The sequence below is a fragment of the Kineosporia sp. A_224 genome (assembly GCF_002198655.1).
In the GTDB taxonomy this organism is placed as follows: Bacteria; Actinomycetota; Actinomycetes; order Actinomycetales; family Kineosporiaceae; genus R-H-3.
Genome location: NZ_MWLN01000224.1, coordinates 1 through 14,247 on the forward strand (window position 1 = coordinate 1; position 14,247 = coordinate 14,247).

11 protein-coding genes and 1 pseudogene are annotated in these 14,247 nt (G+C 75.5%); 6 read left to right on the top strand and 6 right to left on the bottom strand.

Going from position 1 to position 14,247, the window contains the following annotated elements:
• Nucleotides 1–244: 244 nt before the first annotated feature.
• The 4 genes from EDJALFJO_RS29645 (at nucleotide 245) to rho (ending at nucleotide 6,247) form a co-directional block, all read left to right on the top strand.
• Complete coding sequence (locus tag EDJALFJO_RS29645) at nucleotides 245–1,564, top strand: homoserine dehydrogenase (protein ID WP_088289934.1); 1,320 nt, start codon at nucleotides 245–247, stop codon at nucleotides 1,562–1,564.
• A 122-nt stretch (nucleotides 1,565–1,686) separates the two neighbouring features.
• A complete protein-coding gene (gene thrC, locus EDJALFJO_RS29650) occupies nucleotides 1,687–2,802 on the top strand; it encodes a threonine synthase (RefSeq protein WP_088289935.1) in 1,116 nt (371 codons plus the stop codon).
• A gap of 1 nt (nucleotide 2,803) precedes the next feature.
• Nucleotides 2,804–3,802: a homoserine kinase gene (thrB, locus tag EDJALFJO_RS29655; RefSeq protein ID WP_198950766.1), complete on the top strand. Its 999-nt coding sequence runs from the start codon at nucleotides 2,804–2,806 to the stop codon at nucleotides 3,800–3,802.
• A gap of 423 nt (nucleotides 3,803–4,225) precedes the next feature.
• Nucleotides 4,226–6,247, top strand: a complete 2,022-nt coding sequence (rho, locus tag EDJALFJO_RS29660) for a transcription termination factor Rho (RefSeq protein WP_088289936.1) — start codon at nucleotides 4,226–4,228, stop codon at nucleotides 6,245–6,247.
• A gap of 94 nt (nucleotides 6,248–6,341) precedes the next feature.
• Here the strand turns inward: rho and EDJALFJO_RS29665 are convergent, their stop codons facing one another.
• Together EDJALFJO_RS29665 and EDJALFJO_RS29670 are read right to left on the bottom strand one after the other, a co-directional pair.
• Nucleotides 6,342–6,659, bottom strand: a complete 318-nt coding sequence (locus EDJALFJO_RS29665; RefSeq protein ID WP_088289937.1) for a hypothetical protein — start codon at nucleotides 6,657–6,659, stop codon at nucleotides 6,342–6,344.
• Nucleotides 6,656–7,072: a hypothetical protein gene (locus EDJALFJO_RS29670; protein WP_088289938.1), complete on the bottom strand. Its 417-nt coding sequence runs from the start codon at nucleotides 7,070–7,072 to the stop codon at nucleotides 6,656–6,658. Before EDJALFJO_RS29670 ends, EDJALFJO_RS29665 begins: the two co-directional genes overlap by 4 nt.
• 178 nt (nucleotides 7,073–7,250) lie before the next feature.
• Here EDJALFJO_RS29670 and EDJALFJO_RS29675 point away from each other — a divergent pair, with 178 nt between their 5' ends.
• The gene (locus EDJALFJO_RS29675; RefSeq protein ID WP_233150111.1) at nucleotides 7,251–7,967 is read left to right on the top strand and encodes a response regulator transcription factor; all 717 of its coding nucleotides are present in this window, start codon (nucleotides 7,251–7,253) and stop codon (nucleotides 7,965–7,967) included.
• Nucleotides 7,964–9,820: a sensor histidine kinase gene (locus EDJALFJO_RS29680; protein ID WP_088289940.1), complete on the top strand. Its 1,857-nt coding sequence runs from the start codon at nucleotides 7,964–7,966 to the stop codon at nucleotides 9,818–9,820. Before EDJALFJO_RS29675 ends, EDJALFJO_RS29680 begins: the two co-directional genes overlap by 4 nt.
• On the opposite strand, the gene EDJALFJO_RS29685 is transcribed toward EDJALFJO_RS29680, so the two are convergent.
• The 4 genes and pseudogenes from EDJALFJO_RS29685 to EDJALFJO_RS36610 all read right to left on the bottom strand — a co-directional run.
• Nucleotides 9,772–10,353 (bottom strand): hydrogenase maturation protease, encoded by a 582-nt coding sequence (locus EDJALFJO_RS29685; RefSeq protein WP_088289941.1) that lies wholly within the window; start codon nucleotides 10,351–10,353, stop codon nucleotides 9,772–9,774. The genes EDJALFJO_RS29680 and EDJALFJO_RS29685 overlap by 49 nt on opposite strands.
• A complete protein-coding gene (cybH, locus tag EDJALFJO_RS29690; RefSeq protein ID WP_158220616.1) occupies nucleotides 10,319–11,110 on the bottom strand; it encodes a Ni/Fe-hydrogenase, b-type cytochrome subunit in 792 nt (263 codons plus the stop codon). The genes EDJALFJO_RS29685 and cybH overlap by 35 nt, the downstream gene beginning before the upstream one ends.
• The gene (locus tag EDJALFJO_RS35885; RefSeq protein ID WP_233150112.1) at nucleotides 11,107–12,825 is read right to left on the bottom strand and encodes a nickel-dependent hydrogenase large subunit; all 1,719 of its coding nucleotides are present in this window, start codon (nucleotides 12,823–12,825) and stop codon (nucleotides 11,107–11,109) included. The genes cybH and EDJALFJO_RS35885 overlap by 4 nt, the downstream gene beginning before the upstream one ends.
• Nucleotides 12,826–12,881: 56 nt before the next feature.
• Nucleotides 12,882–14,031 (bottom strand): annotated as a pseudogene (locus EDJALFJO_RS36610) (hydrogenase small subunit); the annotation flags it as partial.
• Nucleotides 14,032–14,247: the final 216 nt, after the last annotated feature.

Below are 14,247 nucleotides of genomic sequence, written 5' to 3' on the forward strand. Positions count from 1 at the left end.
CCCCGGCACGACCACGTCCGACTGCGGGCCCAACCCTGGCACAGCCCACGTGGCGTGATCCACCCCGCCCGCTGCGGCGGGGCGTCCCGGCCGGCGGCCGGGGGCTGCGACACTGGACGCCGGGACCGGTCCGCGGCACGTCCGCATCCTGAGACCAGGCGACCGCGCCCCGGACCGATGTGAGAGACAGACGAGGGGCCGGACGGCGAACACCCCGGCCCCGGGGCGAGGCGAGGAGAGGGTCGTGGAGCCGCTCAAGGTGGCGTTGCTCGGGTGCGGGGTCGTGGGCACCGAGGTCGCGCGCCTGCTGACGCAGCACGGCGACGAGCTGGCCCAGCGGGTCGGTGCGCCGCTCGAGCTGTCCGGGATCGCCGTCCGCCGGCTCGGCCGCACGCGCGACCTGGCCGTCGACCCCGCTCTCTTCACGACCGACGCCACCGCGCTCGTCAAGGCTGCTGACATCGTCGTCGAGGTCATCGGCGGCATCGAGCCGGCCCGCTCGCTCATCCTCGAGGCGATGGCCTCCGGCGCGGGAGTCGTCACCGCGAACAAGGCGCTGCTCGCCGAGGACGGCCCGACGCTCTACGCCGCGGCCGCCGAGCACGGCGTCGACCTCTACTTCGAGGCCGCCGTCGCCGGGGCGATCCCGCTGCTGCGCCCGCTGCGCGAGTCGCTCGCCGGTGACCGGGTGCGCCGCGTCCTCGGCATCGTCAACGGCACGACGAACTACGTCCTCGACAAGATGGACAGCACCGGCATGGGCTTCGCCGAGGCCGTCGCCCAGGCCCAGGAGCTCGGCTACGCCGAGGCCGACCCGACCGCCGACGTCGAGGCGTTCGACGCCGCCGCGAAGGCGGCGATCCTCGCCTCGCTCGCCTTCCACACCCGGGTCGGCGCGGCCGACGTCCACCGGGAGGGCATCACCTCGGTCTCGGCGGCGGACGTCGCGTCCGCCCGGGCGATGAACGCCGTCGTCAAGCTCCTCGCGATCTGCGAGCGCACCGGGGGCGGCCCGGACGGCACGCCCGAGGGCGTCTCGGTCCGCGTGCACCCCGCGATGATCCCGCTGAGCCACCCGCTCGCGAGCGTGCGCGAGGCCTACAACGCGGTGTTCGTCGAGGCCGAGGCGGCCGGCGAGCTGATGTTCTACGGCCGTGGTGCCGGCGGCCAGCCGACCGCGAGCGCCGTCCTCGGCGACGTCATCTCGGTGGCGCGCAACCGCGTCGCGGGCGGCCGCGGGCCGGGGGAGTCGGCCTACGCGGACCTGCCGGTGCGGCCGATGGGCGAGGTGCTCACGCGGTACCACATCAGCCTCGACGTGGCCGACCGCCCGGGCGTCCTCGCCCAGGTGGCCGCCGTCTTCGCGACGCACGGCGTCTCCATCGAGACGGTGCGGCAGCAGCAGCACCCCGCCCGCGAGGACGGCGGGGGAGCCGGCCGGGCCGCACTCGTCGTCGTGACGCACACCGCCCCGGACGCCGCGCTCACCGCGACGGTCGAGGCCCTCGCCGGCCTCGACAGCGTCGAGGCGGTCGCCAGCGTCATGCGCGTCGAGGGCGACTGACCCACCGGGCCCGCGGGCTCCCGCCCGACCCGGCCCCCCAGCACCAGCACCACGCCCGGGCACCAGCACCGGGCAGCAGCGAGCACCCGCCCCGCGGCGGGTCCCGACGAGGGAGCAGGCACGTGGCCCATCAGTGGCTCGGCGTCATCGAGGAGTACCGCGAGCGGCTGCCCGTCTCGCAGACGACGCCCGTCGTGACCCTGCGGGAGGGCGGCACGCCGCTGACCCGCGCGCACACGCTCTCGGAGCGCACCGGGTGCGAGGTCTGGGTCAAGTTCGAGGGCGCCAACCCCACCGGGTCCTTCAAGGACCGCGGCATGACGATGGCGATCAGCAAGGCCGCCGAGGCCGGCGCCAAGGTCGTCGTCTGCGCGTCGACCGGCAACACGTCGGCGTCGGCGGCGGCGTACGCGGCGGTCGCCGGCATGACGTGCGCGGTGCTCGTGCCGGACGGCAAGATCGCGATGGGCAAGCTGAGCCAGGCGGTCGCGCACGGCGCCAAGCTGCTCCAGGTCGACGGCAACTTCGACGACTGCCTCACCGTCGCCCGCAAGCTCGCCGACGCCTACCCGGTCGAGCTCGTGAACTCGGTGAACCCGGCCCGGATCGAGGGCCAGAAGACGGCCGCGTTCGAGGTCGTCGACCTGCTCGGGGACGCCCCCGACATCCACTGCCTGCCCGTCGGCAACGCGGGCAACATCACCGCCTACTGGAAGGGCTACGTCGAGTACTCCCGGCCCACCCAGGCGCCGAGCGACGCCCCCGGCGACCAGCCGCTGCCCGCCGTCGCGAGCCACCGGCCGCGGATGTGGGGCTTCCAGGCGGCAGGTGCCGCCCCGATCGTCCTGGGTCACCCGGTCGACCAGCCCGAGACGATCGCCACTGCGATCCGGATCGGCAACCCCGCCTCGTGGAAGCAGGCGGAGGCGGCCCGCGACGAGAGCGGCGGCCTCATCGACTCCGTGACGGACGAGGAGATCCTCGCCGCGCACCGGCTGCTCTCGTCGGCCGAGGGCGTCTTCGTCGAGCCCGCGTCGGCGGCGAGCGTCGCGGGGCTGCTCAAGGCCCACGCGGCCGGGCTGCTCGACCGCGGCCAGACGGTCGTGTGCACCGTCACCGGGCACGGCCTGAAGGACCCGCAGTGGGCGCTGCGCAACCCTGACGGCTCCTCGGTGGAGCCCGAGCGCGTCTCGGTCGACACCGTGAGCGTCGCGCGGGCCCTGGGGCTGGAGGGCTGAGGTGGGCGCACCGGTGCAGGCGTCCGGCGTGACGGTCGTCGACGGCGTCGTCCTGGGTCTGCCCGTCACGGTCCGGGTGCCCGCCTCGAGCGCGAACCTCGGGCCCGGCTTCGACAGCCTCGGGCTCGCGCTCGACGTCCACGACGTCGTGACCGTCGAGGCGCTGCCCGGTGGGCCGGACGACGGGCCGTCGGTCGAGGTGACCGTCGAGGGCGAGGGGGCCGGTGCGGTCCCGCTCGACGAGAGCCACCTGCTCGTCCGCTTGCTGCGCACCGGGCTGGCGCACGCCGGCGCCGGGCGGCCGCGGCTGCGGGTGCACTGCCGCAACAGCGTCCCGCACGGCCGCGGGCTCGGCTCGTCGGCCGCGACGATCGTCGCCGGCCTCGTGGCCGCCCGCGGGCTGCTCGCCGACCGCTCCCTGCTCGACGACGCCGCGGTGCTCGCACTCGCGACGGCGGCCGAGGGCCACCCGGACAACGCGGCGGCCTCGCTCTTCGGCGGCTTCACCGTCGCGTGGATGGACCCCTCGCCCGGCCGGACCGGCCTGCGGCGCGCGGGCGCCGTCCGGGTGCCCGTCGACCCGCGGGTGCGGGTCGCCGTCTGCGTGCCGGACGTCGAGCTCGCGACGTCCCGGGCCCGGGCCATGCTCCCGGCCTCGGTGCCGCACGGGGACGCCGCCTTCAACGCCGGCCGCTCGGCACTGCTCGTCGAGGCGCTGACCCGGCGCCCCGACCTGCTCCTGCCCGCCACCGAGGACCGGCTGCACCAGCGCCAGCGCGCGGACGCCATGCCGCACACGTGGGCCCTCGTCGAGGCCGTCCGGGCCGCCGGCGGTGCCGCGGTGGTGTCCGGCGCAGGCCCCTGCGTCCTCGTCCTCGGTGAGGGCGACGCGGCGCGGTCCGCCGTCGACGCCGCGCTCGGCGCGCAGGGCACCGGCGGCCCGCAGGCGTGGACCGTCCTCGAGCCGCCGATCGCCGCCGAGGGCGCCGAGCTCGCGTGAGCCCCCGCCCCCGACTTACTAGCGCGTATGACCCATCTACTGGGTCATACGCGCTAGTAAGTCGGGGGAGGGGCGACGGGAATCCCTTGGTACGCAGCGTGTCGGGCCCCTCGACGCACCGTCGCGACGACGCCGCCGCGGGGCGCCGTGGTCACCCTCGGGTGACCGCGTGGGGCCGCGGACAGGCGCCGGAAGGGCGGTACTGCACCGACGCGTCCTGCGGTGTTACAGTGTGTGCGCAGCCGCGAGGAGGCTCGTACCACCCGAGCTCCCGCCGCTGATCCGCCGCGATCCAGCTGCCATCTCCTGCTGTTCGATGAGCACCGGCGCGCGCGTCAGAGGTACCTCGCCCCGGGAACCGGCCCGGGGATCGTCCCGCGGCCGTGACATCTCGTGCACGGCGACAAGGGGGAAGGACCCTACGTGACAGACACCACCGAGATCGCCGCTGAGTCGAGCCCGCGCGCAGCCCTGTCCGCGCTGCGGCTCCCCGAGCTCCAGGCGGTCGCCGCCCAGCTCGGGATCAGCGGCACGGCGCGCATGCGCAAGTCGGACCTGCTCGAGGCGATCAAGGCCAAGCAGGCCGGCAGCAGCGCGCCGAAGACCGCGGAGCCGGCCGCCCCGCGCGCCTCCCGGCGCTCCGCGGCCCCCGCGGGCCCGCCCTCCCAGCGCGTCGAGGCCGCCGACGGCGGCTCCGAGCCCGCCGCGGCGCCGGCCGTGAGCACCCCGGTCGCCGAGCCGGCCCCCGAGCCGGTCGCGGCCCGCAGCACGCCCCCGGCCGACGCGACGCGCACCGATGCGGCGCCCGACGAGACCGGCCAGCAGTCCCTGCCCGTCGACGGCGGCGAGCGCCGCCCGCGCCGGGAGCGCACCGTCCGGCGGGACCGCCAGGAGCGGGACGGCGGCGAGCAGCCCGCCCGCGAGCAGCCCGTCCGCGAGCCCGTGGCGCGTGACGGCCAGTCCCGGGACACCCACGGCCGGGACGGCCAGGCCCGTGACGTCCAGGCCCGGGACGGCCAGGCGCGTGACGGCCAGAACGGCGTCCAGGTCCGGGACGGCGGCGAGCGCCAGCCCCGCGAGGGCGTCCAGCACCGCGACCAGAACGGCCAGCAGCCCCGGCTCGACCGCGGCCCCCGCAGCACCGGCCCGCAGGACGAGGACGACGACGAGCGCGGCGGCCGGCGCCGGCGCGGCCGCTACCGCGACCGCAAGCGCCGCCAGCGCGGCGACGAGGGCGGCCCCGTCGGCATGGACGAGCCCGAGGTCGGGGACGACGACGTGCTGCTGCCCGTCGCGGGCATCCTCGACGTCCTCGACAACTACGCGTTCCTGCGGACCTCGGGGTACCTGCCCGGCCCGAACGACGTGTACGTCTCCCTCGGCCAGGTCAAGAAGTACGCGCTGCGCAAGGGGGACGCCGTCGTCGGCGCCGTCCGGCAGCCGCGCGACGGCGACAGCAGCGGCCAGCAGCAGGCCGGTCCGCGCAACCAGAAGTTCAACGCCCTCGTGCGGATCGACGCCGTCAACGGCGCCAGCCCGGACGAGGCGCGCGGTCGCCCGGAGTTCGGCAAGCTCACGCCGCTGTACCCGCAGGAGCGGCTGCGCCTGGAGACCGAGGCGAACCAGATCTCGAACCGGATCATCGACCTCGTCGCCCCGATCGGCAAGGGCCAGCGCGGGCTCATCGTCTCCCCGCCCAAGGCGGGCAAGACGCTGATCCTCCAGGCGATCGCCAACGCGATCACGGTGAACAACCCGGAGTGCCACCTCATGGTCGTCCTCGTGGACGAGCGCCCCGAGGAGGTCACCGACATGCAGCGCACGATCAAGGGCGAGGTCATCGCCTCGACCTTCGACCGGCCTGCCGACGACCACACGACCGTCGCCGAGCTCGCGATCGAGCGGGCGAAGCGGCTCGTCGAGCTCGGGCACGACGTCGTCGTCCTGCTCGACTCCATCACCCGCCTCGGGCGCGCCTACAACCTCGCCGCCCCGGCGAGCGGGCGCATCCTCTCCGGCGGCGTCGACTCCTCGGCGCTCTACCCGCCGAAGCGGTTCTTCGGCGCCGCGCGCAACGTCGAGAACGGCGGCTCGCTGACGATCCTCGCCACCGCGCTCGTCGAGACCGGCTCCAAGATGGACGAGGTCATCTTCGAGGAGTTCAAGGGCACCGGGAACATGGAGCTGCGCCTGTCCCGCAACCTCGCGGACAAGCGGATCTTCCCCGCCGTGGACGTCAACGCCTCCGGCACCCGGCGTGAGGAGATCCTCATGTCGAAGGAGGAGCTCAGCGTCGTCTGGAAGCTCCGCCGGGTCATGGGTGCGCTCGAGCCGCAGCAGGCGATCGAGCTGCTCCTCAACCGGGTCAAGGAGACCAAGAGCAACGTCGAGTTCCTCATGCAGGTGCAGAAGACGACGCCGGTCCCCGGCCGCGACGACGACTGACCCGCAGCACGAGCGCACGACGGCCCGGCCCCCGCAGGGGGTCCGGGCCGTCGGCGTTCGCCCGGGCAGGCCGCCCCGCCCGCCCGGGGGTCGGTCAGGCCGGCGCGGTGCCGGCCGCGACGACGAGGCGGCCGGCGCGGGCCCGGCGGCGGTCCGCCGCCCAGTGCCCCGCGGCGACGAGGGCGAAGCCCGCCACCAGCACCCCGGCTGTGACGAGGCCGTAGGCGAGCGGGAACTCACCGGGCCGGAACGCGGGGTCGGCGCCGCCGCCGAGGGAGTCGAGCATGAGGTAGACGCCCTGGAAGACGAAGGCCCACAGGTACGCGACGGCGTACGCCCCGTTCGCGGCGAGCCGGGACCGGACGAAGAACCCGAGCGGTGCGGCGAGCAGGAGGGTGACGACGGCGATCACCGCTGGGCACCGCCCCGCGGCCCGGACAGCATGAGGACGACGGCCACGATCGTCAGCACGGCCGCGACCGCCGAGAAGACGCGGACCACCGGCGGGAGACCGTCGACGAAGAACGCCGGCAGCCCGAGCAGGAGCGACAGGACCCTGCTGCCCGCGGCCACCCGGACGGCGACCCGGGAGCGGCGGGCCCAGGCGAGCCCGACGCCGACGAGCGTCGCCAGGCCGAGGAGCGCCCCGACGACGAGGACGACGAACGGCGCGCCGACCTCGCCCTCCGGGGTGGGCGTCGCGACGGACACGACGTCCGACAGGCCCAGGAGGATCGCGAGGACGAACCCGACCCGCTGCCCGGTCGTCGGGGGGCCGAGGCGCTGCCCCGGCGCGGTCGGTGCGTTCGTGCCGATGTCGGTCATGGCTGCTCCTGGTGTCTGTCGGTGCACGACTGGGGGTGCCACGACCCTGCGGCCCGCTGCGACGACCGGACCAGGGCGGATCATCCCGCCCGCTCCCGGGTGCGTTCCCGGTGACGCCCGGCGGGTCGGGAGGATCCTCCCGGGCGCGACCGGTGCCCGCAACGGCACCATGGGGTCCGTGGACGAGACCCCGGGTCGTGGCGCCGTCGTGCGGGTCGTCGTCGTCGACGACCATCCCGTGGTCCGGCGCGGCCTGGCCGCGCTGCTCGGGACCCTCGACGGCGTCGAGGTCGTCGGCGAGGCGGTCGACGGGGCGTCCGCCGTCCGGGAGACCCTGCTCCTGCACCCGGACGTCGTCCTCATGGACCTCGCGATGCCGGGCATGGACGGCGTCGAGGCGACCCGCCGGATCCGGGCCGCGGCCCCCGGGACGGCGGTGCTCGTGCTCACGATGTTCGACGACGACGCGACCGTGACGACGGCGCTCGCCGCCGGGGCCCGCGGCTACCTGCTCAAGGGCGCCGAGCAGGAGGAGATCGCCCGGGCGATCGCGGCGGTCGTGGCGGGCGAGGCGATCCTCGGGGCGCCCGTCGCGCAGCGGATGCTCGGCCGGCTCGCCGGGGCGTCGACCGGCCCGTCGACCGGACTGTCGACCAGCCCGTCGAGCGGTCCGGCCGTGGCGCCGTCGCCGCTCGACCCGCTCACGGCCCGCGAGCGCGACGTCCTCGACCTGCTCGCCGCCGGACGCCGCACCGCCTCGATCGCTGCTGAGCTGCACCTGTCGCCGAAGACGGTGAGCAACAACCTCACCGCGGTCTTCGCCAAGCTGGGCGTCCCCGGCGCGCAGGAGGCCATCGTCCTGGCCCGCGAGCACGGGCTGGGCCGGCGGCCGTGAGCGCCGGTCTCGTCGCCGGGTCGCTCGTCCTGGCCCTGGCGTGCCTCGCGTGCGGGGCGGTCCTGCTGCACGCACGCGTCGCGGTCGTCAGCGCGGCGGCGCTCGTGGCCGCCGGGGGGAGCGGTGCGCTCGCGGTCCGGCTCATCGCCGGCGGGCACGCTGCGCCGGGGCGGGCCCTCGGCGTCCTCGCCGTGCTCGTCCTCGGCCCCTTCGCGCTCTGGGCCTACCCGCGGCCGCCGGCGTCCGTCGCCGGCCGGGTCGTGGCGCTGCTCGTCATCGCACCCGGCGTGTTCGCCGTCTTCCGCGCGGGCAGCGCGAACAGCGTCGCCGGCGCAGGGCTCTTCACGACGCTCGCGGTCGTCGGGTGGGTCTGGTGGCGGCTCGAACGCGAACCGGCGACCCGCGGCCCGGTGCTCTGGGGGAGCCTCGGCGTCGTCGTCCCCGGGCTGCTCGGGCTGCTGGTCCTCTTCCTCAACGACGGCCGGGAGACCTGGATCGCCGCGGCCGGGGCCGCGACGGCGCTCATGGCCGCTGCCCCGATGGCCCTCGTCGTCGGCGTCCTGCGCCCGGAGTCCGTCGACGTGCGCGGGCTCGTCGTCCGGGCCGCGGTCGGCGGCGTCGTCGCGAGCGGCTACGTCGCGGTCTTCGTGGGCGCGGACGCCGCGGCGGTGCTGGCGGGCGTGCGGATGACCGCGCCGGCGTACGCCGTCCTCGGTCTGGCGTGCGCCCTCGCGGTGCGCCCCTCGGCCGTCGTCCTCGGCCGGGTCCTCGACCGGCTGCTCTTCGGCGACCGGCCCGACCCGATCGCCGCCGCGACCCGGGTCGCCGGCGGCCTGGGCGACGACCCGGCGCAGGCCCTCGACGTCGTCCGGGACGCCCTCGCCGTGCCGTGGGTGGCGCTGCTCGCGCCGGACGGGACCCCGCTCGCCGCGAGCGGGTCCGCGGTGCCGTCCCGGTACGTCGTCCCGCTGCCGGCGGGCGGACCGGACGGCGCGGGCCGCACGGACGGCAGCACGGACGGCGGCACGGACGGCAGCACGGACGGCAGCACGGACGGCGGGACGCCGTCCGCCGACCTCGTCGTCGGGCTGCGGCCGGGCGACCTCACGATGCCCGCCGCCGACCGCCGGGTGCTCGACCTGGTCGCCCCGCTGCTCGCCCAGATCCTGCGAGCCCGGGCGCTCACCGCGGCCGTGCAGGCGTCCCGCGGGCAGGTCGTCGCGGCCGTCGAGGACGAGCGACGCCGGCTGCGCCGCGACCTCCACGACGAGCTCGGCCCCACCCTCACAGGCGTCGCGTTCACCGTCGACGCGGCGCGGAACACCCTGGCCCGCGACCCGGACGCCGCGGCCGGGCTGCTCGACGCCATCCGGGCGGACACCGTGGACGCGATCGCCCACGTGCGGCGCATCGTCTACGGCATGCGGCCGCCCGCGCTCGACGAGCTCGGGCTGCTCGGGGCGCTGCGCCAGCAGGCCAGGGGACTGCGGCGGGCGGACGGCGCCCTCGTCGCGGTCCGGCTCGTGGCGGACGGCGGTCTCGACGGGCTGCCGGCGGCCGTCGAGGTCGCGGCCTACCGGATCGTCGTCGAGGCGATGACGAACGTCGCCCGGCACGCGGCGGCCACGGTGGTTGACGTGACGCTCTCGGTGGCCGAGCACGGGAGCGACTGCGACGCAACGGGTCCGGCGCTCGTCGTCGAGGTCGTCGACGACGGCGGCACCGGGCCGGACTGGGTGTCCGGCGTCGGCCTGGCGTCCATGCGCGAGCGGGCCGCCGAGGTCCGGGGCAGCTTCGAGGGCGGTCAGACCGCCGCAGGCGGACGGGTCCTGGCGAGCCTGCCGCTGCGGTGACCCGCGGCAGGGTCGGACGTGGCGTTCCCGCCGACGGCCCAGCGCCGAAGGATCACGAGGGCCGCCTCGACGAGGGCGTCCATCGACGCCTCGACCGCGGGGGAGAGGCCGTAGCCGGTCTCCAGCACGGCCGGCACGATGCCCGCCGCGACGACGACGGGCGGGCAGCAGCCGGCGAACTGCGCGGCGGACAGCGCCTCCGACACCCCGATCTGGTGCGCGGACATCGTGAGCTGCCGGGTGATCGGCACGTCGTCGCCCTCCAGGACGAGCACGTCGCCGGGCCGGCTGCCGGCGGAGAGCACCGCGTCGAGCAGGAGGACGCACCGCCGGTCCGCGAGCGCCGGCAGCAGGCCGAGGCCGAGCGTACTGCCGTCCGCCACGGCGACGCCCTCGATGCCCTCGGCCGCAACACGTTCCGCGACCCGGGTGGCTGCGACGCAGCCGAGCCCCTCGTCGGTGAACAGCTCGTTGCCGACACCGAGCACGAGGAAGGGCTCAGCGCCGGCGACGGCGGCGACGGGCGGCGTCACGGTTCAGCTCCTCCTCGATCCGGCCGGTCGGCAGCATCTTCCAGCCGCCGACCATCGAGCTGATCTCGCCGCCGCGCTCGACGCGGTCGACGAGGGTCGCGGCGTAGACGTGGAAGACGACGAACGTCCACGTGAACCACATGACGAGGTGGTGCAGCAGCCGCACCTCGGGGACCGCGAGCAGCTGGAACAGCCAGCCCGTCGCCGCCCACTCCCAGCCGTCGCGGTCGGTCACGGCGACGAGGGCGATCCCGGTCAGGGCCTGCACGGCGAGCATCCCGAACAGCCCGACGTACGCCAGCCCCGCCATCGGGTTGTGCCCGACGACCTCGGCGGGGTGCTTCTCGAGGAAGGCGTAGTACCGCACCGTGTGCCACAGCTGGGCGCGGCGCTCGCGCCAGACCGGGAGCAGCTGCGGCCAGCGCGCCCACGGGTTGCCGGCGAAGGCCAGGTAGAGCCGGCCGACGAGCACGGTGATGAGCATCCACCCGGCGAGGACGTGGACGAACCGCACCGTCGCCATGAGCCCGCCGCCGTCGCCGCCGAGGACGACCGGGTCGGCGATGTAGAACCCGGTGAGCGACAGGACGACGACGGTGCCGACGAGGGTCCAGTGCAGGAGCCGGATCCACGGCTGCCACACCTTGACCGGGGTGACGCACTCGGTGCCGACGACGACCTCGCGGTTGGCCGCGGGCCGGCGGACCGACGGGTGCACCTCGTGGGGCGCCCCCGGGTCGGGGTGGAGGTCGGTCACTGCACCCTCACCTCCACGACCGGCTGCCCGTCCGCGTCGAGGACGTGCGCGGCGCAGGCCATGCACGGGTCGAACGAGTGCACGGTGCGAAGGATCTCCAGCGGCCGCTTCGGGTCGGCGAGCGGCGTCCCCACGAGGGCGGCCTCGTAGGCCCCGCGGTGCCCCGCGGCGTCCCGCGGGCCGGCGTTCCAGGTGGTCGGCACGACGGCCTGGTAGTTCTCGATCTTCTCGTCGCCGATGACGATCCAGTGCGACAGCCCGCCGCGCGGCGCCTCGTGGAACCCGACGCCGCGGGCCGACCGCGGCCAGGTCGAGGGGTCGAACAGCTCGCTGTCGGCGATCCGCAGGTCGCCCGTGCCGATGTTGTCGCGCAGGGCGTCGAGCAGGGTGACCGCGTGCTCGGCGAGGACGACGGTCTCCAGCCCGCGGGCCAGGGTGCGGCCGAGGGTCGAGAACAGCGCCTGCGGCCCGACGCCGAGGGCCTTCAGGCTGCTGTCGACGAGCGGGGTGAAGCGTTCGTCCCTGCGGCCGTAGGCGATCGCGACCCGGGCGAGCGGGCCGACCTCGACCGGCAGCCCGTCGTAGCGCGGGGACTTCAGCCACGAGTACTTGGCCTCGACATCGAGGTGGTCGTACGGCGGTTTCGGGCCGGTGTAGCTCGCCGTGGACTCGCCGTCGAACGGCGACAGCGCCGTCCCGTCGCCCGCCGAGTAGGTGAACCAGGCGTGCGTCGCCTCCTCGGTGATCTTCGTCGGGTCGATCTTCTCGACGGCCGTGAGGTTGCCGTCCCGGACGAGCCCGCTCGGCAGCACGCCGTCGGTGATCGGGCCGTGGTGCGGCTGCGGGCCGGCGTTGAAGTCGCCGAACGACAGGAAGTTCGTCAGGCCGCCGCCGATCGTCGTCCACTCCGGGTACGCCCCGGCGATCGCGAGCAGGTCCGGCAGGTAGGCCTGCTTGACGAAGTCGAGGCCCTGCTGCAGCAGCCCGCGGATCTGCATGAGGGCGTCGTCCCCGAGGGCGTTCGGGCTCGACGGGTCCAGCGGCGTCGTCATGCCGCCGACGACGTAGCTCTGCGGGTGCGGGTTCTTGCCGCCGAGGATCGCGTGGATCTTCACGTACTCGCGCTGGAAGTCCAGCGCGTCGAGGTAGTGGCTCGTCGCGATGAGGTTCACCTCGGGCGACAGCCGGTAGGCCGGGTGCCCCCAGTAGCCGCTCGCGAACGGCCCGAGCCGGCCGCCCTTGACGAACGCGGCGAGCCGGTTCTGGACCGCCGTGAAGTGGCCGGCGGTCGAGAGCGGGTAGTCCGAGATCGACTGCGCGACGGCCGCGGCCTTTTTCGGGTCGGCCTTGAGCGCGGAGGTGACGTCGACCCAGTCGAGCGCGTGCAGGTGGTAGAAGTGCACGACGTGGTCGTGGACGTACTGCGTCGCGGCGATGAGGTCGCGCAGCAGGCGGGCGTTGCGCGGCGGGGTGATGCCGAGGGCGTCCTCGACCGCCCGGACGGACGCCAGCGCGTGGACCGTCGTGCAGACGCCGCAGATCCGCTGCGCGAAGTACCAGGCGTCGCGCGGGTCGCGCCCGAGCAGGATCTGCTCCAGGCCGCGCCACATCGTCGCGGACGACCACGCGTCGGCGACGACGCCGTTCTCCACCTGGGCCTCGATCCGCAGGTGGCCCTCGATGCGGGTGATCGGGTCGACGACGATGCGGCTCATCGGGCACCTGCCGGGGTCTGGTCGTCGGTGGCGTCGTGCTCGGTGGGCGGCAGGGNCCGGGGGCGGCGGCGGGACGGCGGGCGCCTCGGCCGCGAGCTGGCGGCGGGTCCGGGCGACCTTGACGACGCCGTGGACCGTCGCGCCGACGGCGGTCGCGCCGACGAGGCCGAGACCGATCTTCTCGGCGCTGAGGTCCTGGCCGACGCCGGTGACGTCCGGGAGCCGGCGGTACATCGGCGTCATGGTGTCCCAGAAGCCGGGCTCGGAGCAGCCGACGCAGGGTGCGCCGGCCTGGATCGGCCAGCTCGTGCCGCCGTTCCACTTCTGCGTCGAGCAGTTGTGCCACGTGCTCGGGCCCTTGCAGCCCAGCTTGTAGAGGCACCAGCCCTTGCGGTGCCCCTCGTCGCCGAAGGCCAGCGCGAACTGGCCGGCGTCGAAGTGGCCGCGCTTGGGGCAGTTGTCGTGGATCCGCTCGCCGTAGGCGAACAGCGGCCGGCCCTGCTCGTCGGTCGGCGGCAGCTGCCCGAAGGTCAGGTAGTGCACGAGCGTCGCGGTGATGTTGTCGACGTTCGCCGGGCAGCCCGGCAGGTTGACCATCGGGACGCCCTGGACGACGTCCGCGACCGCGACGGCGTGCGTCGGGTTCGGGGCCGCCGCGGGCAGCCCGCCGTACGCCGAGCACGAGCCGACGTTGATGACGGCCGCCGCGCCCTTGACCGCCTCGGTGAGGATCTGCTCGGCGGACCTGCCGCCGATGACGCAGTAGCCGCCGCCGGCCCCGAGCGGGACCGACCCCTCGACGACGACGATGTGCCCGCCCCGGGCGATCGCCGCGGCCTTGGACGCCTCGGCCGCCTCGCCGGCCCCGGCCATGATCGTCTCCTGGTAGTCGACGGAGACGAGGTCGAGGATCACCTGGCTCACGCTCGGGTTGCGGGCCCGGAGGAAGGACTCGGTGTCGCCCGTGCAGTCCTGGAACTCCAGCCACACCAGGGTCGGCCGTTCCCCGGACGTGACGGCGGCCTCGACCGCCTGCGCGACCTGGGGCCGCAGCGCCGCGGGGAGCGCCAGCAGCGCGGTGATCCGGGCGGTCCACGTGAGGAACGACCGCCTGCGGATGCCGAGGGCGGCGAGCGGGCCCGCCTCCGGCCCGGGTGCGGCCGGCGGTTCGGCCTGCGTCGGCTCTGCGACGGCAGCACCGGTCATGGTTCGGCTCCCTGGCGTCGGTGCGGTCCCGCCAGCGTCGTCGGCACCCGTCCGGGGGCGGGGCGACCTACGTCCCCACGGGCGCCCGCGGGCCGCCGGCGTCGGTGAACGGCTCTCCGCGTGCGGCGGGCGGTCGGGCCCCGGGGGCCGGCCCCGGCGGGAATGGGCGTGGTCAGGGCGTGGTTACAGGTCTGGCACACTGGACGAGGCTCCGGT